The sequence below is a fragment of the Rhodanobacter sp. UC4452_H20 genome, from assembly GCF_052978205.1.
In genome coordinates, this window is record NZ_CM129662.1 from 927,976 (window position 1) to 954,454 (window position 26,479).

Sequence of the window (26,479 nt, forward strand, 5' to 3'; positions counted from 1 at the left end):
AGTCGGTGCCGGGTCGGCGTGGGTCGGTCCAGAGATGGATCGGTCGATGGGTGGATCAGTCGCCGGACGGTTCGGCCAGCGCCGATTCGCCCGTTCGTGTGTCTTCCGCCGGCAGTTCGGCGGGCTCCTCATGGCTGGCCTTGGCCTTGACGTAGATCGGCGCCAGCGGCACTTCCTGCACGATCTCGATCAGCATTTCCTTGGCCAGCTCCAGCATCGCCAGGAAGGTCACCACGATGCCCGGGCGGCCTTCGGCCAGGTCGAACAGGTCCTCGAACCGGTGGAAGGTGTCGTCTTCCAGCCGGCTCAGCAGCTCGCCCATGCGCTGGCGCACGCTGAGCGCCTCGCGCTTGATTGCGTGATGCCCGAACAGTTCGGCCCGGTGCATCACGTCCTTGAGTGCCAGCAGCAGCTCGGTCAGTTCCAGCGGGGGCGGCAGCCGGATCACGTTGCGCTCGCCGGTGTCGGCATGCACCACCACGCTGTCGCGCTCCATGCGCGGCAGGGCCTCGATGTCCTCGGCCGCCCGCTTGAACCGCTCGTACTCCTGCAAACGGCGTACCAGTTCGGCGCGCGGGTCGTCTTCCAACCCTTCTTCCAGCGGCGGACGCGGCAGCAGCAGGCGCGATTTGATCTCGCCCAGGATCGCCGCCATCAGCAGGTACTCGGCGGCCAGCTCCAGCCGCATCACGTCCCGCATCAGTTCGATGTAGGTCATGTACTGCCGGGTGATCTCGGCAACCGGGATGTCCAGGATGTCCAGGTTCTGTCGGCGGATCAGGTACAGCAGCAGATCCAGCGGACCTTCGAACGACTCCAGGATGACCTCGAGCGCATCCGGCGGGATGTACAGATCCTGCGGCATCTGCAGCATCGGTTCGCCGCGCACGATGGCCAGCGGCATCTCCTGTTGTTGCGGTACCGCGGCAAATGCGTCGGGCGTGGCGGCGCCCGGATCGGACTGCTCGACGACGGATTCAGTGCTCATCAAGGCCTGTCTGGAGAGCCGTGTTCCACGGCTGGCAGTGGGTAGCGCATGTTCATGGTTGTTCGTGGGCAGGCGCGACGTGGTGCTCGCGCCCGGCATGTGCCCGCGCTCAAACGCGTCGTTGGGCGGCGTCCCGGTATCCCGTTTCCGTGCAACATCAAAACCGAGGCGCGGTCGGCGCCATCGTTTCGCCCGGCATGATGAATCCACGCGTCGTGGTTCGGTCAGGCGGGTCGTCAGCGACCAAGGCGCTGCTGTTGCGGGTCGTCGGCCACGACAACAGAGCAAGCCAACTGGCGAACAACTTCGGCGCCGCTGGCTCTTTGCCGGTCAGTCTGGGTACTTCGGTGGACAACCCTGGAGCGCCGAAGGGCCGGCAGCAAGCAGGTTCCATGGGTCCACGCGTGGCCACAGGGTAATGGCAAGCCGGACACAAGTCCAGTCGGTCGCGGGTGGACGAAAAGCGCGTGCGGGGTTCATGTCCGCGTCGGCAACAGGCAGAATAGGGGGTTCCGCCACTACCGCGGGGATGCCGGTGGCCCCACGTGACCCAATGTGACGCTGCGGGGCAAGCGCGAAAGCGCTCGAAGCACCCTTCCAGAGGGGCTGTCGACAGCTGAAAGGAAGGTGTCCTTTCGGCGGCCGGCAAATGCGGCGTCTGCCCACGGCAAGCGGCCTGGCGAGGGGTTTGGCGGTGTACGTACGCCGTGGCACGGCAATTGCTACGAGCGGAGGGAGGCCGGACGCACGACAGCCGGTTTCGATGGGGCCGGTGCGGTCGCCGGACATGAGGGTGGTGCGTTCCTGCCCCGGGCAGGCGCAAACGCAGACAGGCGGTAAAACTGATGGCGATCGACAAACAGGGACATGATCGAGGCGAGCCGGAGAAGTTGCGTCCGGCGCGCATGCAGATCGAGACGACGGTGCTGATCAGCCGTCATGGCGAGTCGCACCCCACCGAACTGGTGGATATCTCGGCGACCGGAGCATTGCTGCGCCGCCCGCTGGGCTGGACCGGCGAAACCGGGCAGAGCTGGGTGCTGGACATGATTTTCGGGCACAACCTGCATATCCATCTGGAGGCGACTGTCGCGCGCATCTCCGATCATCACATCGGTTTTTCCTACAGCCGCATTCCGGAGGACAAGCAGGTGCCGCTGTGGAACCTGCTGGGCGGTTACGCCGATATCCTGGAGTACTGGAAGGACGGTTGAGCCGGTTCCGTCGCGCCTGCACGAAAACGCCCGCGATTGCGGGCGTTTTTGCAGGTGGATGTTCGAAGGTTCAGCCCGCGGGTTTCTTCTCGTCGCGCAATTCGCGGCGCAGGATCTTGCCCACGTTGCTCTTGGGCAGGCTGTCGCGGAATTCGATCAGCTTGGGCCGCTTGTAGCCGGTCAGGTTCTCGCGGCAGAACTGCCTGAGCGCTTCCTCGGTGAGGTTCGGGTCCTTGCGCACCACGAATAGTTTCACCACTTCGCCGGAATGCTCGTCGGGCACGCCGACCGCGGCCACTTCCAGCACGCCGGGGTGCGCCATCACCGCGTCCTCGACTTCGTTCGGATACACGTTGAAGCCGGAGACCAGGATCATGTCCTTCTTGCGGTCGACGATGTAGAAGTAGCCGTTCTCGTCCATCTTCGCGATGTCGCCAGTGTGCAGCCAGCCATCGGCGCCGAGCACCTTGGCGGTTTCATCCTCGCGCTTCCAGTAGCCCTTCATCACCTGCGGCCCGCGCACCATCAGCTCGCCGACTTCGCCGACCGGCAGCGGCTGGCCGGCCTCCGACCAGATTGCCACGTCGGTGGACGGTACCGGCAGCCCGATCGAGCCGTTGTACTCCTTCAGGTTCAGCGGATTGATGCACACCGCCGGGGAGGTTTCGGTGAGACCATAGGCTTCGGCGAGCGTGCAGCCGGTGGTCTGTTTCCAGCGCTCGGCCACCTTGCGTTGCACCGCCATGCCGCCGCCGAGGGTCAGGTGCAGGCGGGAGAAATCCAGTTCGGCAAAGCCCGGCGTGTTGAGCAGGCCATTGAACAGGGTGTTGACGCCGGTCAGCGCAGTGAAACCGGACTTGCCCAGCTCCTTGACGAAGCCGGGCATGTCGCGCGGGTTGGTGATCAGCCAGTTGAGGCCGCCCAGGCGGGTGAAGACCAGGCCGTTCGCCGTCAGCGAAAAGATGTGATACAGCGGCAGCGCGGTGATGATCACTTCCTTGCCGGGCTTGACCAGCTCGGTGCCGATCCAGGCGGCTGCCTGCAGCATGTTGGCGATCATGTTGCCGTGGGTCAGCATCGCACCCTTGGCCACGCCGGTGGTGCCGCCGGTGTACTGCAGGAAAGCGATGTCGTCGTGGTCCATCGTGACCGGCTGCAGCGGGTGCGCTGCGCCCTGGGCCAGCGCGTCGCGGAAACGCACGGCTTCGGGCAAGTGGAACGCCGGCACCATCTTCTTGACGTGCTTGAGCACGAAGTTGACCAGCGCGCCCTTGGGGAAGCCGAGCAGGTCGCCGATGCCCGTGGTGACGATGTGCTTGACCTGGGTCTGCGCCGCCACCTGCTGCAGCGTGGCAGCGAAATTGTCCAGCACCACGATCGCCTTGGCGCCGGAATCCTCCAGCTGATGCTTCAACTCGCGCGCGGTGTACATCGGGTTGGTATTGACCACCACCAGCCCGGCGCGCAACGCCCCGAACAGCGCGATCGGATACTGCAGCACGTTGGGCAGCATGATCGCGATGCGATCGCCCTTGCCGAGCTTGAGCACGCCGGTGAGGTAGCCGGCGAACTGGCGGCTCATCTCGTCGATCTGTCCATAGCTGAGCTGGCGGCCGAAATTGGCGAAGGCGGGACGATCGCGGAAACGGGTGAACGCTTCCTCGAGCACCGCCGGGACCGAAGCATACTGGTTGACGTCGATCTGACCGGGCACGCCGGCCGGATAATGTTCCAGCCAGGGACGTTCGTTGCTCATGCTCTGGGGTTCCCCGTGTTTTCCGTGATGGCGCCGCCGATGGTGGAATCAGGATGCCGAACGCATCCATGATGGCCCATGCGCCGGTTCATTGGAGCATACGCCCGCGCACGGCGGCAAGCCGCGTTGCCATGGAGTCCATCGATGATCGGATCGCGAAAAATCTTCCTGCTGTCGGCGGCACTGCTGTGGTGCGTGGTGATGCTTGCTGCCTGCCACCGTGCGCCGGACGAGGAGCGCATACGTGCCGCAATCACTGCGACGGCGCAGGCGGCGGAAGCCGGTTCGGCCAGCGGCGTGGGCGAGTCATTGAGCGAGGACTTCGACGGCAACGCCGGCGAACTGGACCGGCGCCGGTTGATGGCGATGGTGGGCCTGTTGAAGCTGCGCGGCGAACACGTCGGCGTCTTGCTCGGGCCGGTCTCCGTCGAGCCACGCGGCGAACGCATGGTGGCGACTTTCACGGTCACCCTGAGCAGCGGCGGACGCCTGCTGCCCGATCGGCTGGGGGTCTACAGGGTGACCTCGGGATGGCGCGAGGAAGGCGGCGACTGGCACTGCTATACCGCCAGCTGGGAGCGTTCGATTTAGCAGCCGGCGCGCAGGCGACGCTGCGGTACCCCACAAAGAAAACGCCCCGGCCAGCGGGGCGTTTTCTTGTCAGGGTGTCGCCGGATCAGGCGGCCTTGCGGCCGGCCAGCTGGCGCAGCACGTACTGCAGGATGCCGCCGTGGCGGAAGAACTCGCGCTCCTTCGGCGTGAGCAGCATCACGTGCACGCTGAACTGCTTCTTGCTGCCGTCCTCGGCGGTGGCGGTCACCGTGGCTTCCTTCGCGTTGCCGTTGTCCAGGCCGGTGATGTCGAAGCTCTCGCGACCGGTCAGGCCCAGCGACTTGGCATTCTCGCCGGCCTTGAACTGCAGCGGCAGCACGCCCATGCCGACCAGGTTGGAGCGGTGGATGCGCTCGAAGCTCTCGGTGATCACCGCCTTGACGCCCAGCAGCAGGGTGCCCTTGGCAGCCCAGTCGCGCGAGGAGCCGGTGCCGTATTCCTTGCCGGCGATGACTACCAGCGGCGTGCCGGTTTCCTTGTACTTCATCGCCGCGTCATAGATCGCCAGCTGTTCGCCGCTGGGAATGTGGCGGGTGAAGCCGCCTTCCACGCCATCCAGCATCTGGTTCTTGATGCGGATGTTGGCGAAGGTGCCGCGCACCATCACGTCGTCGTTGCCGCGGCGCGAGCCGTAGGAGTTGAAGTCGATCGGCTGCACGCCGCGCGAGATCAGGAAGCGGCCGGCGGGCGAATCCTTCTTGATCGAACCGGCCGGGGAGATGTGGTCGGTGGTGATGGAGTCGCCGAACAGGCCCAGGCAGCGCGCGGCGTGGATGTCCTCGACCGTGCCCAGCTCCATCGTCATGCCTTCGAAGTAGGGCGGGTTCTTGATGTAGGTGGAAGCTTCGTCCCAGGCGTACAGCGCGCCGTCCGGCGAGGCGATCGCGTTCCAGCGCTCGTCGCCCTTGAACACGTCGGCGTAGTTCTTCTTGAACATGGCCGAGGTGACCGCGCTGGCCATCAGGTCGCTGATTTCCTTGTTGCTCGGCCAGATGTCCTTGAGGAACACGTCCTTGCCCTGCGCATCCTGGCCCAGCGGATCGGTGGAGAGGTTCACGTCGAGCGAGCCGGCCAGCGCATAGGCGACCACCAGCGGCGGCGAGGCCAGGTAGTTCATCTTCACCTCGGCATGCACGCGGCCTTCGAAGTTGCGGTTGCCCGAGAGCACGGCGGCCACCGCCAGGTCGCCGTCGGCGATGCCCTTGCTGACCTCGACCGGCAGCGGGCCGGAGTTGCCGATGCAGGTGGTGCAGCCGTAGCCGACCAGGTAGAAGCCGGTCTTCTCCAGCTCGCTCAGCAGGCCGGTCTGCTCCAGGTAATCGGTCACCACCTTGGAGCCGGGGGCCAGCGAGGTCTTCACCCACGGCTTGGCCTTCAGGCCCCTGGCAGCGGCCTTCTTGGCGACCAGGCCTGCCGCCAGCATCACTGCCGGGTTGGAGGTGTTGGTGCACGAGGTGATCGCGGCGATCACCACCGACCCGTCAGCGACGCGGAAGCTCTGGCCGTTGCGTTCCACCAGCACGCCGGTATCGCCGATCGCGTTGGACGGGTTGCCGATCGCGCTGGCGCCGCCCTCGTTGGAGAAACGGTCGACGTCGCCATTGCCGCGGCGACGATTGGCAGTGAGCGGGCCCACCACTTCGTGGAAGTTCTTCTGCACGTCGGTCAGCAACACGCGATCCTGCGGGCGCTTGGGGCCGGCCATCGAGGGCTTCACGTCGGCGAGGTCGAGTTCGAGCACGGCGGAGAACGCCGGCTCCGGGCTGTTGGCGTCATGCCACAGGCCCTGGGCCTTGGCGTACGCCTCCACCAGCTGGATCTGCTCGTCACTGCGGCCGGACAGGCGCAGGTAGTTCAGCGACTCCTGGTCGACCGGGAAGATGCCGCAGGTGGCGCCGTATTCCGGCGCCATGTTGCCGATGGTGGCGCGGTCGGCCAGGGCCAGGTGCTGCAGGCCCGGACCGAAGAACTCCACGAACTTGCCGACCACGCCCTGCTTGCGCAGCATCTGCGTCACGGTCAGCACCAGGTCGGTGGCGGTGGCGCCCTCGGGCAGGCGGCCGGACAGCTTGAAGCCGACCACCTGCGGAATCAGCATGGAAGAAGGCTGGCCGAGCATGGCCGCCTCCGCCTCGATGCCGCCCACGCCCCAGCCCAGCACGCCCAGGCCATTGACCATCGTGGTGTGCGAGTCGGTGCCGAACAGGGTGTCGGGATAGGCCCAGGCCTGGCCGTCGATCTCGGTGTGCATCACCACCCGCGCCAGGTATTCCAGGTTCACCTGGTGGACGATGCCGGTGCGCGGCGGCACCACCTTGAAGTTGCTCAGCGCCTTCTGGCCCCAGCGCAGGAAGCTGTAGCGCGCCTGGTTGCGGTCGAACTCGATCGCGACGTTCCTCTCCAGCGCGTCCTCGCTGCCGAAGACGTCCACCTGCACCGAGTGGTCGATCACCAGCTCGGCCGGCGACAGCGGGTTGATCAGGGTGGGATCGCCGCCCAGCGCCTTCATCGCGTCGCGCATGGCAGCCAGGTCGACCACGCACGGCACGCCGGTGAAATCCTGCAGCAGCACGCGCGCCGGCATGAAGGCGATTTCGGTATCCGGCTCCTTGCTGGCGTCCCAGGTGGCCACCGCCTCGATCTCGCGGGAAGTCACGTCCACGCCATCCTCGTGGCGCAGCAGGTTCTCCAGCAGGATCTTCATCGAGTAGGGCAGCCGCTTCAGGTCGAAGCGTTCGCCAAGCTTGGCGAGGCTGGCATAGGCGTATTTCCTGCCGTTGACTTCGAGAGTGTCACGGGTGGCGAACGTGTCTTTCATGGTGCTGCTCCTGGCTGAATCCTGCGGCTGGGACGACTGGCAAGCATGCGGAAACGGCGCGGCCGGCCCCGCCAAAAGGGGAATTATCGCTCAAACGCTGCATGTCGGCGTCGAGGAACCCGGGCGTGTCGGCGCGTGACGGGCTGCTGCGCCGGTTAGACTGCACCCGGCGCCCGGGCGGGGAATCACGCGGTGCCTGCAGGATGCCCGCCTTGACCATCACAGACAAACGCCTTTGACGACATGCAGCGTTCGATGATTTCGACCCACCTCGCCGCCGTCTCGCTGCGCGACCTTGCGCTGGTGCAGGCGGTGCATCGGAACGGCAGTTTCAACAGTGCCGCGCGCGCGATGCACATCAGTCCGTCCGGCTTGTCCCACCAGGTGCAGAAGGTGGAGCAGGCGCTCGGTGCACCGCTGTTCGAACGTGGCGGGCGGCGGGTGGTGGTGACCGCCGGCGGCCAACGCCTGTTGCAGCAGATCGATGCGGTGCTGGTGGCGGCCGAGCACCTGCAGCAGGTCGCCCGTGCCGGCGAGGTGGCTTTCGGCGGCGCGCTGCGGCTGGGCTTGCCGGCGTCGCTGGGGCCATATCTGTTGCCGCATTTGATTGCGCCGTTTCCGCAGCATTTTCCCGGCGCCCGGCTGGGCATCTCCGAGGGCAAGCCACGCGGCTTGTTGCGCAGGCTGCACGAGGGTGAGCTGGACGCGGTGCTCGCCCCATCGGCATCGACTGTCAGCGGGATTGCCTCACGGGCGCTGTTCTTCGAACCGTGGGAGCTGATGCTGCGCGCCGATCATCCACTGGCCGGCCGACCGTCCATTGCGCTGGAACAACTGGACCAGGCCGAGGCGATCCTGATGGCGGAAAGCCATGCCGACGGGCTCGACGGCAGTGAGCGTGGCAACGTGCAGGACGTCAGCCTGGAAAGCCTCGCCGCGCTGGTCAGCTTGCGCGGTGGCTACGCGCTGGTACCGGCGCTGGCGCACGAGCGGCTCGCCTCGATGCCGGGGATCGTGCTGGCGCGGCTCAAGGGTTCGGCCGGCGGTCGCGAAATCGCGCTGTACTGGCGCGATGCCTCGCCCTGGCACGACGACCTGCACGCCTTTGCCGAGCTGTTGCGAAAGCTGGCGCGGCAGCGACCGGGCTTGCGCGTGCGCAGCGGCAAGGGCTGACGCGTCGACGCGCGAAGGTCAGGCCAGGCCGAGGTCGCGTGCGGCTGCCTCGTAACGGTCGATCACCGCATCCACGTCGATCAAGTCCATCACGCCGGGGCGTTCGATCTTGCTGCCCCACGGAATCTCCGCTGCCGGTCGGCCCAGGTACTTGCGCGCGGCCTCGTCGTACTTGTTCACGCACCAGCGTCGATCGGAGTAGGGGCCGGAGCGCTCCGGGTTGCTGGCGGCATGCAGGCCGAGCACGCGGGTGCCGACGCTGTTGGCCATGTGCATCGGACCGGAATCCGGGCCCAGCAGTAGCTGCGCGCGGGCGAGCAGGGCCAGCAGTTTCTTCAGGGTGTCCTTGCCGGTGAGATCGAGCGGCGCGCGCCGGCAGGCGGCCAGCACCGCGTCGGCCATGGCGCGCTCCGATGCGGATGGTCCGCCAATCAGGGCCACCCGCCAGCCGCGGGAGGCGACATGGTCCATCACCGCCGCGTAGCGCTCGGGCCGCCAGTTGCGCAAGGCATGGCTGGAGGCGGGGCTGACCAGCAAGGTGGGTGTGTCGCCGGGCAGTTGCGTGGCGGCCCAGGCGTGCGCATCGCCGGGGATCGGGATGTCCCAGCGCACCTGCGTCTGTTGCAGGCCCAGCGGTTCGCAGAAGCTGCCGATCGCGTCGAGCACGTGTTCGCCGCCGCGCGCAGGGATGCGCTCGTTGATGACCAGGCCGTGCAGGTCTTTCGCACGGGCGCGGTCGTAACCGATGCGCCGATCCGCCTTGACGGCCAGGCTCAGCAGGTTCGAGCGCATCGCCACCTGCATCTGCAGCAGCGCGTCGAAGCGACGTCCCTGCAGGGCGGCACGCACTGCACTCAGGCCGGTCCAGCCGGCGGCCTTGTCGAAGGTGACGAACTCCACGCCGGGCAGGTCGCCCACCAGTTTGCGTTCGAGCTTGCCGACGATCCACGTCAGCGCGGTCTGCGGCCACGCCTGTTGCAGCGTGCGCACCAGTGGCACGACGTGGGTGACGTCGCCGATGGCGGAGGTGCGCAGCAGGCAGATCGAGGAAGGTGCATTCATCGCGATGGTCGTTGGCCCGCGCCAGCGGAAGGCAGGGCGGGCCTGTGGGTTAGAATCGGTGTCCGGTCACAAGGCATCATGATGCCCGAACGCATCCAGCAAGACGCCCACGGCGCGATTCTGTGTGACGCCGCCGTATCGTCACAAGTCGACGACGACTGGTTTGCGCCGGATTACTGGCGCGAACGCGGCGCCTTGCGCATGCAGGCCGGCGGCCGCGGCGGCGTGGCGATCATCGCGAGCCCGCTCGGCGAGTGCGTGCTGCGCCACTATCGTCGTGGCGGACTGGTACGGGCGCTGCTGGGCGATCGCTATCTGTGGCTGGGGGCGCGGCGCAGCCGGCCTTTCAGGGAGTTCCGGCTGCTTGCCGAGATCGCGCGGCTGGGCTTGCCCGGGCCATGCGCGGTCGCCGCGCGTTACCGTCGCCAGGGTCTGCTGTATCGCGCCGACCTCATCACGCATCGCATCGCCGGCGCGCGGACGCTCGCCGAGTGCCTGGCCGGCGGTGACCTCGGCAGCGAGCTTGCGGTCGAGGTCGGCGCGGTGGTCGGGCGTTTCCATCGGGCCGGCATCTGGCATGCCGACCTGAACGCGCACAACGTCCTGGTCTCGGCCGCCGGCCTGCATCTGATCGACTTCGACCGCGGTCGCCAGCGTGCGCCCGCACCCGGTTGGCGCCGGGCGAACCTGCAGCGGCTGCGCCGGTCGTTGCTCAAGCTCGGCGCCGCCGCGGCAGGCGAGCAGGCGTTCGAGCGCGAAATCTGGCAGCCTCTGCTGCATGGCTACGAGCGCGCACTGACGGCATGAACTGGCAACTGCATTTTCTCGGCGTGGGCGCCGCGCATGCGACGGCGCTGGGTGCCTCTGCCGCCGTCCTCGAGCGCGCGGGCAAGCCGGTGCTGCTGATCGACTGCGGACCGGGCACGCTCGACCGCTACACGGCAAGCTACGGCACCCTGCCGGACGCGGTGTTCATCACCCACACCCACATGGATCATGTCGCGGAGCTGGAGCAGTTGTTCATCCGGCTCTGGTTCGATCCCGCGCGGCGTGGGCGGATGCGCCTGTTCACCCACGCCGCGCTGGTGCCATGGCTGCAGACGCGGGTGGCCGATTACCCCGGTGCGCTGGCCGAAGGCGGAGTCAATTTCTGGGAGGCGTTCCAGCTGGTGCCGTGCAGTCGCGGCTTCTGGCTGGATGGCTGCTGGTTCGACGTGTTCGCCACCCGCCATCACGTGCCGGGCACCTCGTACGGCCTGGCGCTGGAGGGCAGTTTCGTCTACACCGGCGACACCCGGCCGATCCCGGAAGTGCTGGCGCGGCATGCCGGCGGCGCGGCGCTGGTCGCCCACGACTGCAGCCTGCTCGGCAATCCGTCGCACACCGGCATCGACGACATCGCGCGGGAATACCCGCAGGCGCTGCAGCGACAGTTGCTTCTTTACCACTACGGCAGCGCGGCCGATGGCGATGCGCTGGCGGCACGCGGTTTCCGTATCGCCACGCCGGGGCAACGCGTCGCGTTGCAGGCGCCGGCCGCGCCGCGCGCCGACGCCGGTTGACTCCCGTTCGATTTGCTTGCCTGCATCCGGGCCTGCGGCTATCCTTCCGCTTCTTTGTCGGGCGGGATGCCCCGCAAGGAAGATCCGGGCGTCCTTGCCGGGTTGCTTCGAAAAGTGGAGAGGTGTCCGAGTGGTTGAAGGAGCACGCCTGGAAAGTGTGTATACGGCTTATCCCCGTATCGCGGGTTCGACAAATTCGTCTGGAACGAATTTGGACAGCCGCCAGGCTGGCCCCGAACGCCAGTGAGGGGTGAGGCTCAGGATGAGCCGAACAATCCCGCCCGCTGCGAGATGGTGCGACAAAGATTTTGCGGAGAGGTGTCCGAGTGGTTGAAGGAGCACGCCTGGAAAGTGTGTATACGGCTTATCCCCGTATCGCGGGTTCGAATCCCGCCCTCTCCGCCAGTTTCTGAACAAACTGCGACGGCATGAAGCTGGCGCAACAGCAACAGCAACAACACAGCAACAAGCGTAATCGCTTGACGTCCATGGTGGCCCCGTCGGTCCCCCCGCGACGATAGTTCGCAAACTCCGCCAGGTCCGGAAGGAAGCAACGGTAGCGAATGACTCGGGTGCCGGGGTGTGGCTGGCGGGGCCGCCACCATTTCGGGCCGGACGTTTGCTGACTTGCGTGCGCCGACTTGGCACAATCGACCTTTGTCCCCACGTTGGCAGTCATGTCCTATCAGGTACTCGCCCGCAAGTGGCGCCCGCGCAAGTTCTCCGAGCTGGTGGGGCAGGAACACGTGGTGCGCGCGCTCACCAACGCGCTCGACACCGGCCGCATGCATCACGCCTACCTGTTCACCGGCACCCGCGGCGTCGGCAAGACCACCATTGCACGCATCTTCGCCAAGTCGCTGAACTGCGAGCGCGGCCAGTCGGCCGATCCCTGCGGCGAGTGTTCGGTGTGCACGGCGGTGGACGAAGGCCGCTTCGTCGACCTGCTGGAGATCGATGCGGCCAGCAACACCGGCGTGGACGACGTGCGCGAGGTGATCGAGAACGCGCAGTACGCGCCGTCGCGCGGCCGCTTCAAGGTGTACCTGGTCGACGAGGTGCACATGCTGTCGAAGAACGCGTTCAACGCGTTGCTGAAGACGCTGGAAGAGCCGCCACCGCACGTGAAGTTCCTGCTCGCCACCACCGACCCGCAGAAGCTGCCGGTGACGGTGCTGTCGCGTTGCCTGAAGTTCAACCTGAAGCGGCTGCTGCCGGAGCAGATCTCCGGCCAGATGCGGCACATCCTGGGTGCCGAGAACATCGCCTATGAAGACAGCGCGATCGGCGAGCTGGCCCGCGCCGCGGACGGCTCGCTGCGCGATGGCCTGTCGCTGCTTGACCAGGCCATCGCCTATGGCGGCGGCGCGCTGCACGCCGACGACGTGCGCACCATGCTGGGCAGCGTGGCGCGCGGGCAGGTGCTCGGCGTACTGGAGGCGCTGGCTTCGGGCGACGGCGAGCAGCTGCTGGTCGAGTGCACGCAGATCGCCTCCTATTCGCCCGACTTCGGCGGCGTGCTCGACGACATCGCCGGCCTGCTGCATCGCCTGCAGCTGATCCAGCTGATTCCCGGCTACCGGCCGGAAGCGGATGACGCCGACGGCGCGCTGGCCGACCTCGCCGGGCGCATCACGCCGGAGGACGTGCAGCTGTACTACCAGATTGCAGTGACGGGCCGGCGCGACCTCACGCTGGCGCCCGACGCCCGCACCGGTTTCGAGATGGCCTTGCTGCGCATGCTCGCTTTCCGTCCGGGCGACGAACCCGCGGCGGCGCGCGTGGCGCCGCGGGCGCCGACGAGCCAGGCGCACGCGCGTGCACCCGCACCGCCGTCCGCAGATGCTCGCGCTGCCACGCCGACACCCGCGCCAGCACCGCGCGAGCCAGCCGCGCAGGCTCCGGCGCCCGCGCCGATTGCACGCGATGCGAGCGGCCGGCCGGATTGGGAGGCGCTGATCGAACGGGCCCAGCTGCGCGGGCCGTTCAGCGTGGTGGCGCAGAACGCGGTGCTGCGCGAGCGTGACGGCCAGACCCTGGTGCTGGCGTTGCAGCCGGCGCACATGGGCATGGCGGTGGAGCCCATGGTCAGCCAGATGGAGGATCGCATCAGCCAGGCGCTGGGCGAGACCATCCGCCTGCGCTTCGTCAGCGAGAGCCAGGCCGACGCCATGCAGACCCCGGCGGCGCGCGCGGCCAAGGCACGCGACAGCGCGCAGAGCGCGGCCGAGCAGGCGATCGAGGACGATCCGCTGGTGCAGAGCCTGAAGCGCGACTTCGGCGCCCGCGTCGTGCCGCAATCCGTCAAACCCTTGGGCAACGAACCCGGAGCCAGATGATGAGAGGACAAATCGGTCAGTTGATGCAGCAGGCGCAGCGCATGCAGGAAGACATGAAGCGCGCGCAGGAGGAGATCGCGAAACTCGAAGTCACCGGCAGCGCCGGCGGCGGCCTGGTCAGCGTGGTGATGACCGGCGCGCATGAAGTGCGCCGCGTGCAGATCGACCGGCAGACCTTTGCCGACGACCCCGAGATGGCGGAAGACCTCGTCGCCGCCGCCGTGAACGACGCCGTCAACAAAGTTGCCCAGGCCAGCAAGGACAAGCTCGGCGGCGTCACCGCCGGGATGAACCTGCCGGCCGGGTTCAAGATGCCGTTTTGAGCCGGAAATCGGAAATGGGGAATCGCGAGACCAGGCGCGGGAGCCAGCGAGCCGTGCTTTCCCGACTCTCCATTCCCGATTCCCCATTCGCGGCCAAGGGCCCATGAACAGCTCCCCACTTCTTGCCGAACTGATCGAGGCGCTGCGCTGCCTGCCCGGCGTGGGTGGCAAGAGTGCGCAGCGGATGGCGTTTCATCTGCTTGAGCGCGAGCGCGAGCGCGGGTCGCGGCTTGCGCGGGTGATGGCGCAGGCGATGGAGAAGATCGGCCACTGCGAGCGTTGCCGCAATTTCAGCGAGGAGCCGCTGTGCGCGTTGTGCGCCAGTGCCAGTCGTGATCGACAGGTGTTGTGCGTGGTCGAGTCGCCGACCGAACTGGCGGCGATCGAGCAGGCCACCGGTTATCGTGGCCAGTACTTCGTGCTGATGGGCCGGCTGTCGCCGCTGGACGGGCTCGGGCCGGAAGAACTGGGGCTGGCGAAACTGACCCGGCGCCTGGGCGAGGGCGAGATCGAGGAGATGATCATCGCCACCAATCCCACCGTGGAAGGTGACGCGACCGCGCACTACCTCGCGCAACTGGCGCGTGCCGGTGGCGTGCGCCCGACCCGGCTGGCCTACGGCGTGCCGCTGGGCGGCGAACTGGAATACGTCGACCGCAGCACGCTGGCGCATGCGTTCGGCGGTCGCCAGATACTGGACTGATGACGGCCACCGCGCCGCCGGATCGAGGGAGTCAAGCATGAGCGATACCATTTTCAGCAAGATCGTCCGCCGCGAGATTCCCGCCGACATCGTCTACGAGGACGACGAGGTGCTGGGCTTCCGCGATCTGAATCCGCAGGCACCGGTGCACGTGCTGTTCATTCCCAGGCAGTCGCTGGCGACGCTCAACGACGCGACTCCGGAACAGGCGGCCCTGCTCGGAAAACTGCTGCTGGCCGCCGCGGCCTACGCCAAGCAGGAAGGCTTCGCCGAGCAGGGTTATCGCACCGTGATCAACTGCAACGAGGATGGCGGCCAGACCGTCTTCCACATCCATGTCCATCTGCTGGCCGGACGCCGCATGCATTGGCCGCCGGGCTGACCGGCGCGGACCTGACGAAAAACGGAAAACGCCGGCTGCGAGCCGGCGTTTTCGTAGGCAGATGGTTACTTCTTCGGCGGCGGTGGCGGTGCCGGCGGACGCACCACGATCACCCGCGGGCCGCCCCAGTACGGATAGCCCCACGGGCTGCCCCAGTACGGGCCGAAGCCCGGGCCCCAGAACGGGTCGTAGAAGCCGGGCGGGTAGGCTGCGCGGGGCTGTCGCTTGGGCCACAGGTAGACCACGTTCGCCTCGACGCGCGGGTAGGCATAGTCGTACTCGCCGACCTTCTTGGTCACGGTGCCGTGCAGGGTGCCGGTCACGGTCAGCTCGCGTCCGCGGGTGAACACCTCAGGGTCGTAGAAACCGTCACGGCAGGCGACGAAGCGGCCGTCGTTCTCGCCCGAATTGCCCAGGCGCGGTCGTGCCTGCTTGTCCAGCGGGCGCGACAGCACGAAGAAGCAGGTCTGCTGCGGGCCGGGTTCGGTCTTGATGATCTCGCCACCCCAGCGAACCGGGGTGTCGCCGGCGCCGCCCTGTCGCGCACTGGCGGTGGAGACGGTGGCGTAGTTTCCCTGCAGCGGTTGCGGGATCGTCGCACAACCACCCAGCACGGCAACCGCGGCGGCGAGGGTGAGAGGACGGTAAAGAGACATGAGGTTTTCTCCGTCAGGAACGATGGTGTCCACCATCGCATCGATGTCATTTGACCACGTTCGTTACCCGAAAATCCCGCACCATGCGCCGGAACGCGTGGACTGATTCAGGCGCGGGTTCGTCGCTGGCATAGCAAAGCTCCAGGTACTGCTGCATCAACTCCGTCAGCTGGCCGCGCTGCGCCGGCAGGGCACGTGCCGCGCGGCTCAGGTAGTGCTGCGGGCCTTCGCCGGTCCGCCGGACGACCCGTTGCCGTGCGAGCTTGCGTTCCAGCGCGCGCAAGGCCTCCCGCAACGGGTCGCGCGGCTGCCGCCGCCGCAATGCCCACGCCAGCCCGATGGCGACGAACAGGCTGCTGCCGATGGCCAGCAGCACGCCCAGCGTCCTCGTGTCGGTGTCGCGGATGCCGAACGGGGTCAGCAAGCCGCGCTGACGTAGCGCATCAAACGCCACAACGCCCTGGTCCCACCAGCGGTTGACAATGTCCCAGCGATTGCGGAACTGCTGCAGCCAGTCGCGTCGGTACCAGTCCAGCTGATCACCCGCGGCAGCGGCAGCGCCCAGGCTGACCCGTTCGGGGCGCACGGCGGCCGTGGGGTCGACGCGCACCCAGCCGCGACCGGCCAGCCACACTTCGCTCCAGGCATGGGCATCGGAGTTGCGCACCAGCAGATAGTTGCCCAGCTTGTTCCAGTAGCCACCCTGGTAGCCGGTGACCACGCGTGCCGGAATGCCGGCTGCGCGCATCAGCACGGTGAATGCGGACGAGTAGTGCTCGCAATAGCCTTCGCGCGTGGCGAACAGGAAATCGTCCATGGCGTCGCGGCCCAACGGCGCCGGCGCGAGCGTGTAGCGAAACCCGCCATCGTGAAACAGCGCCAGCGCCTCGCGGACGATGGCGTTGTCGTCGCTGCCGTGGCGCTCGCGCCAGGATTGGCCGAGCGCCAGCGTGCGCGGGTTGAAGCGGGCGGGGAGCTGCAGCCAGCGCTGGGGTCGCGCGTCCAACTGCGGTTCGAGCCGGTATCGCGTGGCCGAACCGAGCGCATAGCTGAGCGCATCGTCGACCGGTCGGCTGGCTACCACCACGCGGTCCCTGTGCATGACGGCCCCCGCGGGCGCCTCGATCGGCACGTCCAGGGTCGGCAGCACGCGGCGGTGCGTGGGCAGCAGGTTGATCCGGTAGCCGATCGACTGCTCGACCTCGAGCGGCACCGGTGCTGCGTGGGCCACGTCGTCATAGCTCCAGCTCACGCCGTCGTACCTGGCCATGACGAAGGCGCGAAAGTAGCGCTGGTCCGGCGGCGGCGGTGGGCCGTCGAAGGTGACCCGCATGGCCGGGTGATCGTCGGTCAACAGCTCGGTGAAGGCACCCGGACTCATGCGGTCGCTGAGGCCGGTGCGCGCCTGGTCGCGGCCGGGTGCGCCCCACAACGGCGAACCCAGCCGGGGCACCAGCACGAAGGCGAGCAAGGCCAGCGGGAGTGCCGCCGCCAGCAGCGCCAGCGCGGGCATGAAGCTGCGCGCCATGCCGGTCGCCGGTTGCGCGGGTTCCAGCGCCCGCAGGGTGGCCAGCGCGGGCACCAGTCCCAGCGCCACCACCAGCGTGCTGACCATGCCCTGGTCGAACAGCAGGGCGGTCATCAGGGTGAAACAGGCAAAGCCCACCCCGACGCGCACGTCGCGCAGCGTTTCGGTTTCCAGCAGCTTGAGCACCAGCAGGCCGATGCCCAGCGCGGTGCCCGGCGCACGCCCGAACAGGTTGCCGTAGTAGGCGATGATCGCCAGGGTCAGCAGGGTCAGCAGCGGCAGCTTGATCGCCTGCGGCACGCGACCGGGGTGGCGGTGACGCTGCCACCAGCGGCTGCCCAGGATCACGGCAAGCGCGGCACTGAGCCACCACGGCAGGTGGCTGGCGTTGACCGCCAGCACGAAGGCTGCGCTGAGGCAGAGCAGGTCGAACGCGCGTTGTGGCAGCGCGATCGCCGGCTTGCCCGGTTTCCTGCGCCCGCTCACGGCAGGCCCGCCAGCGCGTCCATGCAGCGGACGTAGTGCTGCAGTCCGCTGCCGCTGCCGATCTCGGTGCCCGGCAGCCACAGGCTGTAGCTGCAGCGCTGCGCCTGCGCCTCGTTGAGCCAGCGTGCCAGTCGCGCGATGCGGGCTTCATCGTCCAGACCATGCAGTTGCCGCCAGTCCAGGCGCCACTGCGGCCGGCTGCGCGGCTGTTCGAAGTCCTTCACCAGCAGGTCGTCGTGGCGGGCGCTGGGTTTCCAGGCGATGTGCCGTTGCGGATCGCCGGCGCGATAGTCGCGCAACGCGGCCAGTTCCTCGCCGCGGTGAAGTTGCATGCGGCGGGCGTCGTCGGCCATCGCCCGTGGCGCCGGACCGGTCGCCTCCGGGCGCGGCCAGACCAGCACGGATTGCTCCGGGTGCAGCCAGCTCCAGGCGCGGAACATGCCCAGCGGCCAACTGGTCCACAGGCGCAGTCGCGGCAGCGGTTGCCAGCCGCGCCGGTGGGTCGACAGGCGCAGGCGGACCTGGGCGGCGTCGGCGCTGTCCACGGCGAAGGCAGTCGATTCGTCGTCCAGGTCCAGTCGGAGGGCGCCGCGCGGGCGATCCGAATGGAACGAGCACACCAGCTCGATCGCCTCGCCGGCGATCGCGTGGCCGGCGCGCAGGTGATCCAGGCGCAGCCCGTCGAGGTTGCGGAATGCCACCAGCATGCTCGCCGCACTCGCTGCGCCGAGCAGGCAGGTCAGCAGCAGGGCGGCGTTGTTGTTGTAGTTCAGCGCGCCGACCAGCATCACCAGCAACAGCACGGTGAAGCCGAGGCCGAAGCCGCTGGGCACGATATAGATGCGTCGGCGATGCAGGGTGATCGGCAATCGCTCCGGGCGGCGGTAGCGGGTCAACGCCGGCAGGCGCTTTTCCGCCCGGCGTTGCAGGCGTTGCATCAGGCCTCGCATCAATCCACCGCCACCTCGGTCAGCAACTGCCGCGCCAGCTGCGCTCCGTCGGCCCCCCGCGTGGCCGGCAGTCGGTGAGCTGCCAGCGGCACGAACAGGGCCTGGATGTCTTCGGGCAGTACATGACTGCGGCCGCTGAGCATGGCCCAGGCGCGGGCAGCGCCCAGCAACGCCAGGCCCGCGCGTGGCGACAGGCCCGCGCGGATCTCCGGATGGCGCCGGCTCGCGGCCAGCAGCGCCTGCAGATAGTCGAGCAGGGCGCTGCTGGCAGTGATGGCCTGCGCCCGCTGGTGCAGGGCCAGCAGCGATTCGGCGTCCAGCTGCGGGGTGAGTCGGGCCAGCATGTCGCGGCGATCGCTGCCGGTGAGCAGCGCGCGCTCGGCGCCGGGGTCGGGGTAATCCAGCGACAGCCGCAGCATGAACCGGTCCAGTTGCGAATCCGGCAGCGGGAAGGTGCCGTTGAGATCGAGCGGATTCTGCGTGGCGACGACGAAAAAGGGTGGGGCCAGCGCGTGGGTCTGGCCGTCCACGGTGACCTGGTTCTCCGCCATCGCCTCGAGCAGCGCGCTTTGCGTCTTGGGGCTGGCCCGATTGATCTCGTCGGCGAGCAGCAGGCCGGTGAAGATCGGCCCGGGATGGAAGCGGAAGCTCCCGCTGTCGCGCTCGTAGACGCTGACCCCGATGATGTCCGACGGCAGCAGGTCGCTGGTGAACTGCACGCGCTGGAACTCCAGCCCGAAGGTGGCGGCCAGCGCATGCGCCAGGGTGGTCTTGCCCACGCCGGGCACATCCTCCAGCAGCAGGTGGCCGCCGGCGATCAGGCAGGTGAAGGCGAGTTTGACCTGATGCGGCTTGCCCAGCAGGACGCGATTGACCTGGTCGATCGCGGCTTGCAGGCGTTGTTGCAGCGCTTCGGCGCGGGGCTCGATGGTGGCGGACATGGTTTCTCGACGGTCTGGAGCCAAGGCGGGCGCGGTCCGCGCCGTGTGCCCGGCAGTGTAGCGGCACGCCCGTCGCCGCTCAGGGCACGGCGACGCCGGCCTGGCGCAGCATGCGCGCGAGTGCGATCAGCGGCAGGCCGATCAGGGCGCTGGGATCGCGATTGTCGATTTCCTCGAACAGGCTGATGCCCAATCCTTCGCACTTGAAGCTGCCGGCGCAATCCAGCGGCAGCTCGCATGTGACGTAGCGCTCGATTTCCGCGCTGCCCAGCTCGCGAAAGCGGACCCGGGTGTCATCCACGTGGGTTTGCGAGCGGCCATGACGGGTGTCGAGCAGGCACAACGCGGTGTGGAAATGCACGACGCAGCCGGAGCTGGCGCCGAGCTGCTCGCGGGCCGCCTCCACGCTGCCGGGCTTGCGCAGGATGGCGCCGTCGAGCGCGGCCACCTGGTCGGAGCCGATCACCAGCGCGTCGTCGAAATCCGCGGCCACGGCGGTTGCCTTGGCGATCGCCAGGCGCAGGGCACGCGACGCGGGAGCTTCCCCGGCCTGCGGTGTCTCGTCGGTATCGGGCGCGGCCTGCTCGAAATCCGCCAGCAGGCGGCGCAGCAGGTCGGCGCGGTAGCGGGAGGTCGAGGCCAGCACGATGCGGCGTCGCGTGTGCAGTTTGTCCATCAGTGGTCCGAGTCGCGGCGGATCTGCTCGCGCATCGCGCTGTTCAGCTCGGTTTGCGCCTGGGCCAGTGCCTTCAGCAGCGGCTGCAGGCGGTCGCGCGCCTCGCGCATCGAGCTGGCGGTTTCGTCCAGTTCGTGCTGGCTCGCGGCGGGGGACCGGTCGCGAATCCACAAGCGTTGCTGCAGCAGCGCGCGCAGCCCGGCATCGACCGCGTGACGGGCGTCCTTTTCACTGGCGGCGGGCAGGTCCGGGTTCAGCGACATCACCGCATGCGCCTGCTGCAGGCCGGAGCGGCAGGTTTTCAGGTCGATCTCCAGCCGGTCGGCGAGGTCCAGCAGGTCGCGGATGCTGCCGGCGCGCCGGTTCTGGTGCTTGCGCAGCAGCATGGCCGTGCCGGCCAGCAGGATCAGGATGGCGAGGCAGGCCGCCACGCTGAACGTGAGGTACGGATTCAAGGGCGCGGCTTCGTCGTGCGGGAGTGGCCCAGTCTGCCGCATCGGGGCGGGATCAGGCAAAATGCACCTGACAGACGTCGGCGTCGGCGGTCCGGCGCAGCCGCGGGTTGACTTGGCGACCCGGCAAACCTACCATTCCGCGATTATGTCCGTGACACTGCCAGAGTCCGTGGACGCTTGGCGCATGGTCTCGGCGCGGCGTTCATTCGAGGGAACGCTGCCCATCGCGAGCCTGCGGCGCCTCGGCGAGGCACTTGCCGGCACCGGTGGCGAGGTCAGTTTCACGCTTGATTTCGGGCGCGACGATCTCGGCACCAGCTACGTGGATGTCCGCGCCAGCGCGCCGCTGACGTTGATCTGTCAGCGTTCGCTGGAACCGTTCGTGCTGCCGGTTGCGGTGCACACGCGGCTGGGGCTGATCGGCCAGGAGCGCGACGAGGCGGGGTTGCCGCCCGATTGCGAACCGCTGCTGGTGTCCGAGGATGGCCGCCTGCGACCGGCGGATGTGATAGAGGACGAATTGCTGTTGGCGCTGCCGCTGGTCCCGGTCAACCCGGACAGCCGATTGCCCGACGAAGTGACAGGCCACGACCCGGCGCAGGATCATGCCGAATCGGGGCGCTCGGAGAATCCGTTCGCGGTATTGCGCGAGCTGAAGAAATAACGTCGGCCCGGCTCGCCTGATCCGGGCCGTTCGATCAACGATCATCCCGTTTCATTTCACCACGTTTCAGTTGGAGAACTACCATGGCTGTTGCCAAGAGCCGCCGTACCCCGTCCACCCGCGGCATGCGTCGTGCCCACGACAAGCTGAGCACCGTGCAGCTATCCACCGACCCGACCAGCGGCGAGGTGCACCTGCGCCACCACGTCACCAAGGACGGCTACTACCGTGGCAAGAAGGTGATCCAGGCCAAGGCCGCGGTGTCGGTCGAGGATTGACCGGGTTGCCGGGGCCCTGCGGGGTCCCGCCGGGCGATCAACCGGAACGGCGCGGCGACGCGCCGTTTTTGCGTTCCGCCACCCGGGCACGTAACGTACGGCGTCGGCCCAGCGGCCGATCCCGCAGTCCCTGCCGATGGAAAGTTGAATGACCCAGATTTATTCCCGCCTCGTCGCCACCGGCAGCGCCTTGCCCGAGCGTATCGTCACCAATGCCGATCTGGAAAAGATCGTCGACACCAGCGACGAGTGGATCCGCACCCGCACCGGCATCCGCCAGCGGCACATCGCCGCCGACGGCGAAACCACGGGCGACTTGTCCTTCCGGGCCGCGCAGAACGCGCTGGAGGCGGCGGGCGTCAAGGCGTCCGAACTCGACCTGATCGTGCTCGGCACGACCACGCCGGACCTCATCTTTCCTTCCACCGCCTGCCTGCTGCAGCATCGCCTGGGTGCCAACGGATGCGCGGCGTTCGACGTGAATGCGGCGTGCTCGGGCTTCGTCTACGCGTTGGGCGTTGCCGACAAGTTCATCCGCAGCGGGCAGTCGAAGAAGGTGCTGGTGGTGGGCGCCGAGACGCTCACCCGGATGGTCGACTGGACGGAGCGCGAAACCTGCGTGCTGTTCGGCGACGGCGCCGGCGCGGTGGTGCTGGAGGCGTCCAGCGAACCGGGCGTCTACGCCACCTGCCTGCACGCCGACGGCGGCTACAAGCACCTGCTGTACAACCCGGTGGGCGTGTCGGCCGGTTTCAGCGACGAGCCCAATCACGGCGTGCGCATCCGCATGTCCGGGCGCGAGGTGTTCAAGGTCGCGGTGAAGACGCTGGACGCCCTGGTCGGCGAGACGCTGGAGGCGGCCGGCATGCAGGAGTCGGACATCGACTGGCTGATCCCGCACCAGGCCAACCTGCGCATCATCGAGGCGACCGCCAAGCGGCTGAACATGTCGATGGAGCGGGTCATCGTGACGGTCGACAAGCATGCGAACACGTCCTCGGGTTCGGTGCCGCTCGCGCTCGATTACGCGGTGCGTTCGGGCAAGGTGCAGCGTGGCCAGAACCTGTTGCTGGAAGCATTCGGCGGCGGTTTCACCTGGGCCTCGGCGTTGCTGCGTTACTGAGCCACCGCGGTTCCGGCGAGTTCTTCGTGATGCCGCCCAGCCAGGCGGCATCGTGTTTTGTGTCCCGGAAAATGCGGAATACAGCTGCGTATGGCCGTCGATGCTGGCACCATGGCGGTTTTCGTCGACGGGATTTGCGCCTCCATGAGTTCCACTTCCGCTTCGCTGGCTTTCGTTTTCCCCGGTCAGGGCTCGCAATCGGTCGGCATGCTGACCGAGCTGGCTGCTGCGCACGCCGAGGTGCAGTCGGCGTTCGGGGAAGCTTCGCAGGGCGCCGGCGTCGATCTGTGGAGCCTCGCCATGCAGGGGCCGGAGGAACAGCTCAACCGCACCGAGCACACCCAGCCGGCGCTGCTGGCTGCCAGCGTGGCGGTGTGGCGCGTGTGGCAGAAGCTGGGTGGCGTGGATCCGGCACAACTGGCGGGCCACAGCCTGGGCGAGTACAGCGCGCTGGTCTGCGCCGGTTCGCTGTCCTTGCACGACGCGGCCGCCCTGGTGGCCGAGCGCGGGCGCCTGATGCAGGCTGCAGTGCCGGCCGGCGTGGGCGCGATGGCGGCCATCCTCGGTGGCGATGATGCGCAGATCGCGGCTGTCTGCGAAGAGGTGGCGCAAGGGCAGGTCGTGTCACCGGCCAATTTCAATTCACCGGGACAACTGGTGATCGCCGGCAACACCGAGGCGGTCGATCGTGCGCTGGTCCGGCTCGCCGAGCTGGGCGTGAAGAAGGCGATCAAGCTGGCCGTGTCGGTGCCGTCGCACTGCGCACTGATGCGCGAGGCGGCCGATCGGTTGGGCGAGCGGATGGCCACGATCGACTGGCAGCTTCCGCGCGTGCCGGTGATCCAGAACGCCGAGGCGCGCAGCTACGGCACGGTCGAGGAGATCCGCGGCGCCTTGCAGCGCCAGTTGTACCTGCCGGTGCGCTGGACCGAGTGCGTGCAGGCACTGGCCGCGGGCGGTGCCACGCGCATCGCCGAATGCGGGCCGGGCAAGGTGCTGGCCGGACTGATCAAGCGCATCGACAAGAGCATCGAGGCGCGCCCGCTTGGCGATCCGGCCCAGCTCGATGCCGCCCGCGCCGAGTGGGCGTGAGTTTTCAGTTTTCCGATTCCCCGAAGGAACACCCGACAATGAGCAACCCACTGCAAGGTGAAATCGCGCTGGTCACCGGCGCCAGCCGCGGCATCGGCGCGGCGATCGCGGACGAGCTGGCGGCCATGGGCGCCATCGTGATCGGCACCGCCACCAGCGAAGGCGGCGCCGCCGCGATCGGTGAGCGGATGGCTGCGCACGGCGGTCACGGCCGCGTGCTGGACGTCACCGACGGCGCCGCCGTCGAGGCGCTGGTCGACGCCATCGCGAAGGAATTCGGCCCGGTCTCGATCCTGGTCAACAACGCCGGCATCACCCGCGACCAGTTGCTGATGCGGATGAAGGAGGAGGACTGGCAGGCGATCATCGACACCAACCTCACCTCCGTGTACCGCACGTCGAAGGCGGTGATGCGCGGCATGATGAAGGCGAAGAAGGGCCGCATCATTTCGATCGCCTCGGTGATCGGGCTCACCGGCAACCCCGGCCAGGCGAACTACGCGGCGGCGAAGGCCGGCATCATCGCGTTCTCCAAATCGCTGGCGCGCGAGATCGGCACGCGCGGCATCACGGTCAACGTGGTGGCGCCCGGCTTCATCGACACCGACATGACCCGCGCACTGCCGGAAGAGACCCGCCACGGGTTGCTCGGCCAGATCGCGCTCGGCCGTCTGGGCGATGCCGGCGACATCGCCAAGGCCGTGGGATTCCTGGCTTCGCCTGCGGCGTCCTACATCACCGGCGAGACCTTGCACGTCAACGGCGGGATGTACATGCCGTGAGGCCGGCGCACGGAGTTGTCGCCAGCAGGCTCTTTTTAGGCGACAATTGCGCTTTCGCGTCGGTCAACGGCGGCCGTGGCCAGCCATCGCCGGCGAATCGTGGCAGCACTGGCGCTTAGCCACTACAATGCCGCCGGTCTTGAGCCATGCAGTCGGACCGGTACCGACAAACAATCACCCCTTGAGAGGTATGGGCAACATGAGCACCATCGAAGAACGCGTCAAGAAAATCGTCGTCGAGCAGTTGGGCGTGAAGGAAGATGAAGTCACGGCGAACGCTTCGTTCGTGGATGATCTGGGCGCGGACTCGCTGGACACGGTGGAGCTGGTGATGGCGCTCGAGGAAGAGTTCGAGACCGAGATCCCGGACGAGGATGCCGAGAAGATCACCACCGTGCAGCAGGCCGTCGACTACATCAAGGCCCACTCCAAGGACTGATCGGTTCCGGAGGCATGTCCATCCCGCCTGGCACGCCCCGTGCGAGCCGGCAAGGATGGGCAGCGGTATCGAATGCTGCGCCTGAATGGCGCAGTTTTCGTTTCTGAATTTCGCAACGTCCGAACCCGTATGGTGCATCGCGCATCGTCGGGCGCCACGGACGACGCACCCGGAGCGCGCCGCGCCGGCCATCGGTCGTGGCAGCTTCCCGGGAATAACGAAGGAACAAGCATGAGCAAGCGTCGAGTAGTAGTGACCGGCATGGGCATCATCTCGCCCGTCGGCAACGACATCGCCAGCGCGTGGGATCGGGTGGTCAAGGGCGAGAGCGGCATCGGCCCCGTCGTCCACTTCGACACCTCGGCCTACTCGACGCGCATCGCCGGACAGGTCAGCGGTTTCGACCCGGCCGAATGGATGCCGCTCAAGGACGTCAAGAAGATGGACCCGTTCATCCATTACGGCGTGGCGGCGGGCACCCAGGCTCTGCGCGATTCGGGCCTGGAGATCACCGAGGCCAACGCACCTCGCGTCGGCGTGGCGGTGGGCGCCGGTATCGGCGGCCTGTACACGATCGAATCGACCACGCTGGAGCTGGCCGCCAAGGGTCCGCGCCGCGTGTCGCCGTTCTACGTGCCCAGCTCGATCATCAACATGGTCTCGGGCCAGCTGTCCATCATGTTCGGCCTGAAGGGGCCCAACATCGCCTGCGTCACTGCCTGTACCACCGGCGCGCACAACATCGGCCTGGCCGCACGCATGATCCAGTACGGCGATGCCGACGCGATGATCGCCGGCGGCGCCGAGTTCGCCACCACCGGCACCGCGATGGCCGGCTTCTGCTCGGCCAAGGCGATGTCCACCCGCAACGACGAGCCGACCAAGGCGAGCCGCCCGTGGGACAAGGATCGCGACGGCTTCGTGCTGTCCGACGGCGCCGGCGTGGTGATGCTGGAGGAGTACGAGCATGCCAAGGCGCGCGGCGCGCGCATCTACGCCGAGCTGGTCGGCTTCGGCATGAGCGGCGACGCATTCCACATGACCGCGCCCAGCGAAGGCGGCGAAGGCGCGGCGCGCTGCATCCAGACCGCGTTGAACGACGCCGGCCTCAATCCGTCCGACGTGCAGTATGTCAACGCCCACGGCACCTCCACGCCGCTGGGCGACCTCGGCGAGGTGATGGCGGCGAAGAAGGTGTTCGGCGACCACGCGTACAAGCTGGCGATGAGCTCCACCAAATCCACCACCGGCCATCTGCTGGGCGCGGCCGGTGGCGTCGAGGCGATCTTCAGCGTGCTGGCGCTGCGCGACCAGGTGCTGCCGCCCACGATCAACCTGGACGAGCCGGGCGAAGGCTGCGACCTCGACTTCGTGCCCAACGTCGCGCGCGAGGCGAAGCTCGACGTGGTGCTGTCCAACTCGTTCGGCTTCGGCGGCACCAACGGCACGCTGGCGTTCCGTCGCGTTTGACCGACGC

Annotated in this window: 27 protein-coding genes, 1 tRNA gene and 1 other RNA gene; 19 read left to right on the forward strand and 10 right to left on the reverse strand. The window is 67.8% G+C overall.

Annotated features, from left to right (window positions below; translation table 11 throughout):
- Positions 1 to 55: 55 nt before the first annotated feature.
- Positions 56 to 988 carry a segregation and condensation protein A gene (locus ACVCMC_RS04520; RefSeq protein ID WP_395118666.1) on the reverse strand — a complete coding sequence of 311 codons (933 nt, stop codon included), beginning with the start codon at positions 986 to 988 and terminating at the stop codon, positions 56 to 58.
- An 845-nt stretch (positions 989 to 1,833) separates the two neighbouring features.
- Here ACVCMC_RS04520 and ACVCMC_RS04525 point away from each other — a divergent pair.
- Positions 1,834 to 2,202 carry a PilZ domain-containing protein gene (locus tag ACVCMC_RS04525; protein WP_395118664.1) on the forward strand — a complete coding sequence of 123 codons (369 nt, stop codon included), beginning with the start codon at positions 1,834 to 1,836 and terminating at the stop codon, positions 2,200 to 2,202.
- Between the two features lie 70 nt (positions 2,203 to 2,272).
- Here the strand turns inward: ACVCMC_RS04525 and ACVCMC_RS04530 are convergent, their stop codons facing one another.
- Positions 2,273 to 3,958, reverse strand: a complete 1,686-nt coding sequence (locus tag ACVCMC_RS04530; RefSeq protein ID WP_447098823.1) for an AMP-binding protein — start codon at positions 3,956 to 3,958, stop codon at positions 2,273 to 2,275.
- 144 nt (positions 3,959 to 4,102) lie between these two features.
- Here ACVCMC_RS04530 and ACVCMC_RS04535 point away from each other — a divergent pair, with 144 nt between their 5' ends.
- A complete protein-coding gene (locus ACVCMC_RS04535) occupies positions 4,103 to 4,549 on the forward strand; it encodes a hypothetical protein (protein WP_395118660.1) in 447 nt (148 codons plus the stop codon).
- Between the two features lie 85 nt (positions 4,550 to 4,634).
- On the opposite strand, the gene acnA is transcribed toward ACVCMC_RS04535, so the two are convergent.
- A complete protein-coding gene (gene acnA, locus ACVCMC_RS04540; protein ID WP_447098824.1) occupies positions 4,635 to 7,388 on the reverse strand; it encodes an aconitate hydratase AcnA in 2,754 nt (917 codons plus the stop codon).
- Between acnA and ACVCMC_RS04545 the strand changes: the two genes are divergently transcribed.
- Both ACVCMC_RS04545 and ACVCMC_RS04550 read left to right on the forward strand, forming a co-directional pair.
- The gene (locus tag ACVCMC_RS04545; protein ID WP_447098825.1) at positions 7,387 to 7,527 is read left to right on the forward strand and encodes a hypothetical protein; all 141 of its coding nucleotides are present in this window, start codon (positions 7,387 to 7,389) and stop codon (positions 7,525 to 7,527) included. The genes acnA and ACVCMC_RS04545 overlap by 2 nt on opposite strands.
- A 104-nt stretch (positions 7,528 to 7,631) precedes the next feature.
- The gene (locus tag ACVCMC_RS04550; RefSeq protein ID WP_447098826.1) at positions 7,632 to 8,561 is read left to right on the forward strand and encodes a LysR family transcriptional regulator; all 930 of its coding nucleotides are present in this window, start codon (positions 7,632 to 7,634) and stop codon (positions 8,559 to 8,561) included.
- An 18-nt stretch (positions 8,562 to 8,579) separates the two neighbouring features.
- On the opposite strand, the gene ACVCMC_RS04555 is transcribed toward ACVCMC_RS04550, so the two are convergent.
- Positions 8,580 to 9,623 (reverse strand): glycosyltransferase family 9 protein, encoded by a 1,044-nt coding sequence (locus ACVCMC_RS04555; protein WP_447098827.1) that lies wholly within the window; start codon positions 9,621 to 9,623, stop codon positions 8,580 to 8,582.
- Positions 9,624 to 9,698: 75 nt separating this feature from the next.
- Here ACVCMC_RS04555 and ACVCMC_RS04560 point away from each other — a divergent pair, with 75 nt between their 5' ends.
- The 8 genes from ACVCMC_RS04560 (at position 9,699) to ACVCMC_RS04595 (ending at position 14,932) form a co-directional block, all read left to right on the forward strand.
- Positions 9,699 to 10,430 (forward strand): 3-deoxy-D-manno-octulosonic acid kinase, encoded by a 732-nt coding sequence (locus ACVCMC_RS04560; RefSeq protein WP_395121394.1) that lies wholly within the window; start codon positions 9,699 to 9,701, stop codon positions 10,428 to 10,430.
- The gene (locus ACVCMC_RS04565; protein WP_447098828.1) at positions 10,427 to 11,185 is read left to right on the forward strand and encodes an MBL fold metallo-hydrolase; all 759 of its coding nucleotides are present in this window, start codon (positions 10,427 to 10,429) and stop codon (positions 11,183 to 11,185) included. The genes ACVCMC_RS04560 and ACVCMC_RS04565 overlap by 4 nt, the downstream gene beginning before the upstream one ends.
- Before the next feature lie 312 nt (positions 11,186 to 11,497).
- Positions 11,498 to 11,590: transfer RNA gene (locus ACVCMC_RS04570), tRNA-Ser, on the forward strand.
- A gap of 93 nt (positions 11,591 to 11,683) precedes the next feature.
- An RNA gene (ffs, locus tag ACVCMC_RS04575) (signal recognition particle sRNA small type) lies at positions 11,684 to 11,780 on the forward strand.
- 82 nt (positions 11,781 to 11,862) lie between these two features.
- The gene (gene dnaX, locus ACVCMC_RS04580; RefSeq protein WP_447098829.1) at positions 11,863 to 13,524 is read left to right on the forward strand and encodes a DNA polymerase III subunit gamma/tau; all 1,662 of its coding nucleotides are present in this window, start codon (positions 11,863 to 11,865) and stop codon (positions 13,522 to 13,524) included.
- Entirely contained in the window at positions 13,524 to 13,847 is a 324-nt protein-coding gene (locus ACVCMC_RS04585; RefSeq protein ID WP_395121393.1) for a YbaB/EbfC family nucleoid-associated protein, read from the forward strand. Before dnaX ends, ACVCMC_RS04585 begins: the two co-directional genes overlap by 1 nt.
- 103 nt (positions 13,848 to 13,950) lie before the next feature.
- Positions 13,951 to 14,550, forward strand: coding sequence for a recombination mediator RecR (gene recR / locus ACVCMC_RS04590; RefSeq protein WP_447098830.1), 600 nt, complete (start codon positions 13,951 to 13,953; stop codon positions 14,548 to 14,550).
- Positions 14,551 to 14,587: 37 nt separating this feature from the next.
- Positions 14,588 to 14,932 carry a histidine triad nucleotide-binding protein gene (locus ACVCMC_RS04595; RefSeq protein WP_395118650.1) on the forward strand — a complete coding sequence of 115 codons (345 nt, stop codon included), beginning with the start codon at positions 14,588 to 14,590 and terminating at the stop codon, positions 14,930 to 14,932.
- 65 nt (positions 14,933 to 14,997) lie between these two features.
- On the opposite strand, the gene ACVCMC_RS04600 is transcribed toward ACVCMC_RS04595, so the two are convergent.
- From ACVCMC_RS04600 to ACVCMC_RS04625, 6 genes are all read right to left on the reverse strand, one after another.
- Positions 14,998 to 15,588 carry a Slp family lipoprotein gene (locus ACVCMC_RS04600; protein WP_447098831.1) on the reverse strand — a complete coding sequence of 197 codons (591 nt, stop codon included), beginning with the start codon at positions 15,586 to 15,588 and terminating at the stop codon, positions 14,998 to 15,000.
- A 46-nt stretch (positions 15,589 to 15,634) separates the two neighbouring features.
- The gene (locus ACVCMC_RS04605) at positions 15,635 to 17,602 is read right to left on the reverse strand and encodes a transglutaminase TgpA family protein (RefSeq protein WP_447098832.1); all 1,968 of its coding nucleotides are present in this window, start codon (positions 17,600 to 17,602) and stop codon (positions 15,635 to 15,637) included.
- Entirely contained in the window at positions 17,599 to 18,552 is a 954-nt protein-coding gene (locus tag ACVCMC_RS04610; protein ID WP_447098833.1) for a DUF58 domain-containing protein, read from the reverse strand. The genes ACVCMC_RS04605 and ACVCMC_RS04610 overlap by 4 nt, the downstream gene beginning before the upstream one ends.
- On the reverse strand, positions 18,552 to 19,493 hold the full coding sequence (locus ACVCMC_RS04615; RefSeq protein ID WP_395118642.1) for an AAA family ATPase: 942 nt from the start codon (positions 19,491 to 19,493) through the stop codon (positions 18,552 to 18,554). Before ACVCMC_RS04615 ends, ACVCMC_RS04610 begins: the two co-directional genes overlap by 1 nt.
- A gap of 79 nt (positions 19,494 to 19,572) precedes the next feature.
- The gene (locus ACVCMC_RS04620) at positions 19,573 to 20,169 is read right to left on the reverse strand and encodes a Maf family protein (protein ID WP_447098834.1); all 597 of its coding nucleotides are present in this window, start codon (positions 20,167 to 20,169) and stop codon (positions 19,573 to 19,575) included.
- Positions 20,169 to 20,624 (reverse strand): hypothetical protein, encoded by a 456-nt coding sequence (locus ACVCMC_RS04625; protein ID WP_447098835.1) that lies wholly within the window; start codon positions 20,622 to 20,624, stop codon positions 20,169 to 20,171. The genes ACVCMC_RS04620 and ACVCMC_RS04625 overlap by 1 nt, the downstream gene beginning before the upstream one ends.
- Positions 20,625 to 20,769: 145 nt before the next feature.
- On the opposite strand from ACVCMC_RS04625, the gene ACVCMC_RS04630 reads away from it, so the two are divergent.
- The 7 genes from ACVCMC_RS04630 to fabF all read left to right on the forward strand — a co-directional run bounded on the left by ACVCMC_RS04630 (position 20,770) and on the right by fabF (position 26,472).
- Positions 20,770 to 21,288 (forward strand): YceD family protein, encoded by a 519-nt coding sequence (locus tag ACVCMC_RS04630; protein ID WP_395121392.1) that lies wholly within the window; start codon positions 20,770 to 20,772, stop codon positions 21,286 to 21,288.
- 83 nt (positions 21,289 to 21,371) lie between these two features.
- The gene (rpmF, locus tag ACVCMC_RS04635; RefSeq protein WP_136257062.1) at positions 21,372 to 21,566 is read left to right on the forward strand and encodes a 50S ribosomal protein L32; all 195 of its coding nucleotides are present in this window, start codon (positions 21,372 to 21,374) and stop codon (positions 21,564 to 21,566) included.
- A 148-nt stretch (positions 21,567 to 21,714) separates the two neighbouring features.
- Complete coding sequence (locus ACVCMC_RS04640; protein ID WP_447098836.1) at positions 21,715 to 22,689, forward strand: beta-ketoacyl-ACP synthase III; 975 nt, start codon at positions 21,715 to 21,717, stop codon at positions 22,687 to 22,689.
- A 144-nt stretch (positions 22,690 to 22,833) separates the two neighbouring features.
- Positions 22,834 to 23,781 (forward strand): ACP S-malonyltransferase, encoded by a 948-nt coding sequence (fabD, locus tag ACVCMC_RS04645; RefSeq protein ID WP_447098837.1) that lies wholly within the window; start codon positions 22,834 to 22,836, stop codon positions 23,779 to 23,781.
- Positions 23,782 to 23,819: 38 nt separating this feature from the next.
- The gene (gene fabG, locus ACVCMC_RS04650) at positions 23,820 to 24,563 is read left to right on the forward strand and encodes a 3-oxoacyl-ACP reductase FabG (protein ID WP_395118632.1); all 744 of its coding nucleotides are present in this window, start codon (positions 23,820 to 23,822) and stop codon (positions 24,561 to 24,563) included.
- A gap of 199 nt (positions 24,564 to 24,762) precedes the next feature.
- Complete coding sequence (gene acpP, locus ACVCMC_RS04655) at positions 24,763 to 25,002, forward strand: acyl carrier protein (RefSeq protein ID WP_007513179.1); 240 nt, start codon at positions 24,763 to 24,765, stop codon at positions 25,000 to 25,002.
- 231 nt (positions 25,003 to 25,233) lie between these two features.
- On the forward strand, positions 25,234 to 26,472 hold the full coding sequence (gene fabF / locus ACVCMC_RS04660) for a beta-ketoacyl-ACP synthase II (RefSeq protein WP_447098838.1): 1,239 nt from the start codon (positions 25,234 to 25,236) through the stop codon (positions 26,470 to 26,472).
- The last annotated feature ends 7 nt before the right edge of the window (positions 26,473 to 26,479 follow it).

What these genes read in the sequence shown, in the direction of transcription:
- ACVCMC_RS04530 (WP_447098823.1), bottom strand. Translation starts at nt 3,958, where the DNA reads ATGAGCAACGAACGTCCCTGGCTGGAACATTATCCGGCCGGCGTGCCC.
- ACVCMC_RS04585 (WP_395121393.1), top strand. Translation starts at nt 13,524, where the DNA reads ATGAGAGGACAAATCGGTCAGTTGATGCAGCAGGCGCAGCGCATGCAG.
- fabF (WP_447098838.1), top strand. Translation starts at nt 25,234, where the DNA reads ATGAGCAAGCGTCGAGTAGTAGTGACCGGCATGGGCATCATCTCGCCC.
- ACVCMC_RS04535 (WP_395118660.1), top strand. Translation starts at nt 4,103, where the DNA reads ATGATCGGATCGCGAAAAATCTTCCTGCTGTCGGCGGCACTGCTGTGG.
- ACVCMC_RS04600 (WP_447098831.1), bottom strand. Translation starts at nt 15,588, where the DNA reads ATGTCTCTTTACCGTCCTCTCACCCTCGCCGCCGCGGTTGCCGTGCTG.
- rpmF (WP_136257062.1), top strand. Translation starts at nt 21,372, where the DNA reads ATGGCTGTTGCCAAGAGCCGCCGTACCCCGTCCACCCGCGGCATGCGT.
- recR (WP_447098830.1), top strand. Translation starts at nt 13,951, where the DNA reads ATGAACAGCTCCCCACTTCTTGCCGAACTGATCGAGGCGCTGCGCTGC.
- ACVCMC_RS04545 (WP_447098825.1), top strand. Translation starts at nt 7,387, where the DNA reads ATGGTGCTGCTCCTGGCTGAATCCTGCGGCTGGGACGACTGGCAAGCA.
- ACVCMC_RS04640 (WP_447098836.1), top strand. Translation starts at nt 21,715, where the DNA reads ATGACCCAGATTTATTCCCGCCTCGTCGCCACCGGCAGCGCCTTGCCC.
- ACVCMC_RS04550 (WP_447098826.1), top strand. Translation starts at nt 7,632, where the DNA reads ATGCAGCGTTCGATGATTTCGACCCACCTCGCCGCCGTCTCGCTGCGC.
- ACVCMC_RS04595 (WP_395118650.1), top strand. Translation starts at nt 14,588, where the DNA reads ATGAGCGATACCATTTTCAGCAAGATCGTCCGCCGCGAGATTCCCGCC.
- acpP (WP_007513179.1), top strand. Translation starts at nt 24,763, where the DNA reads ATGAGCACCATCGAAGAACGCGTCAAGAAAATCGTCGTCGAGCAGTTG.
- ACVCMC_RS04555 (WP_447098827.1), bottom strand. Translation starts at nt 9,623, where the DNA reads ATGAATGCACCTTCCTCGATCTGCCTGCTGCGCACCTCCGCCATCGGC.
- ACVCMC_RS04565 (WP_447098828.1), top strand. Translation starts at nt 10,427, where the DNA reads ATGAACTGGCAACTGCATTTTCTCGGCGTGGGCGCCGCGCATGCGACG.
- ACVCMC_RS04630 (WP_395121392.1), top strand. Translation starts at nt 20,770, where the DNA reads ATGTCCGTGACACTGCCAGAGTCCGTGGACGCTTGGCGCATGGTCTCG.
- fabG (WP_395118632.1), top strand. Translation starts at nt 23,820, where the DNA reads ATGAGCAACCCACTGCAAGGTGAAATCGCGCTGGTCACCGGCGCCAGC.
- ACVCMC_RS04620 (WP_447098834.1), bottom strand. Translation starts at nt 20,169, where the DNA reads ATGGACAAACTGCACACGCGACGCCGCATCGTGCTGGCCTCGACCTCC.
- ACVCMC_RS04610 (WP_447098833.1), bottom strand. Translation starts at nt 18,552, where the DNA reads ATGCGAGGCCTGATGCAACGCCTGCAACGCCGGGCGGAAAAGCGCCTG.
- dnaX (WP_447098829.1), top strand. Translation starts at nt 11,863, where the DNA reads ATGTCCTATCAGGTACTCGCCCGCAAGTGGCGCCCGCGCAAGTTCTCC.
- ACVCMC_RS04520 (WP_395118666.1), bottom strand. Translation starts at nt 988, where the DNA reads ATGAGCACTGAATCCGTCGTCGAGCAGTCCGATCCGGGCGCCGCCACG.
- ACVCMC_RS04525 (WP_395118664.1), top strand. Translation starts at nt 1,834, where the DNA reads ATGGCGATCGACAAACAGGGACATGATCGAGGCGAGCCGGAGAAGTTG.
- acnA (WP_447098824.1), bottom strand. Translation starts at nt 7,388, where the DNA reads ATGAAAGACACGTTCGCCACCCGTGACACTCTCGAAGTCAACGGCAGG.
- fabD (WP_447098837.1), top strand. Translation starts at nt 22,834, where the DNA reads ATGAGTTCCACTTCCGCTTCGCTGGCTTTCGTTTTCCCCGGTCAGGGC.
- ACVCMC_RS04615 (WP_395118642.1), bottom strand. Translation starts at nt 19,493, where the DNA reads ATGTCCGCCACCATCGAGCCCCGCGCCGAAGCGCTGCAACAACGCCTG.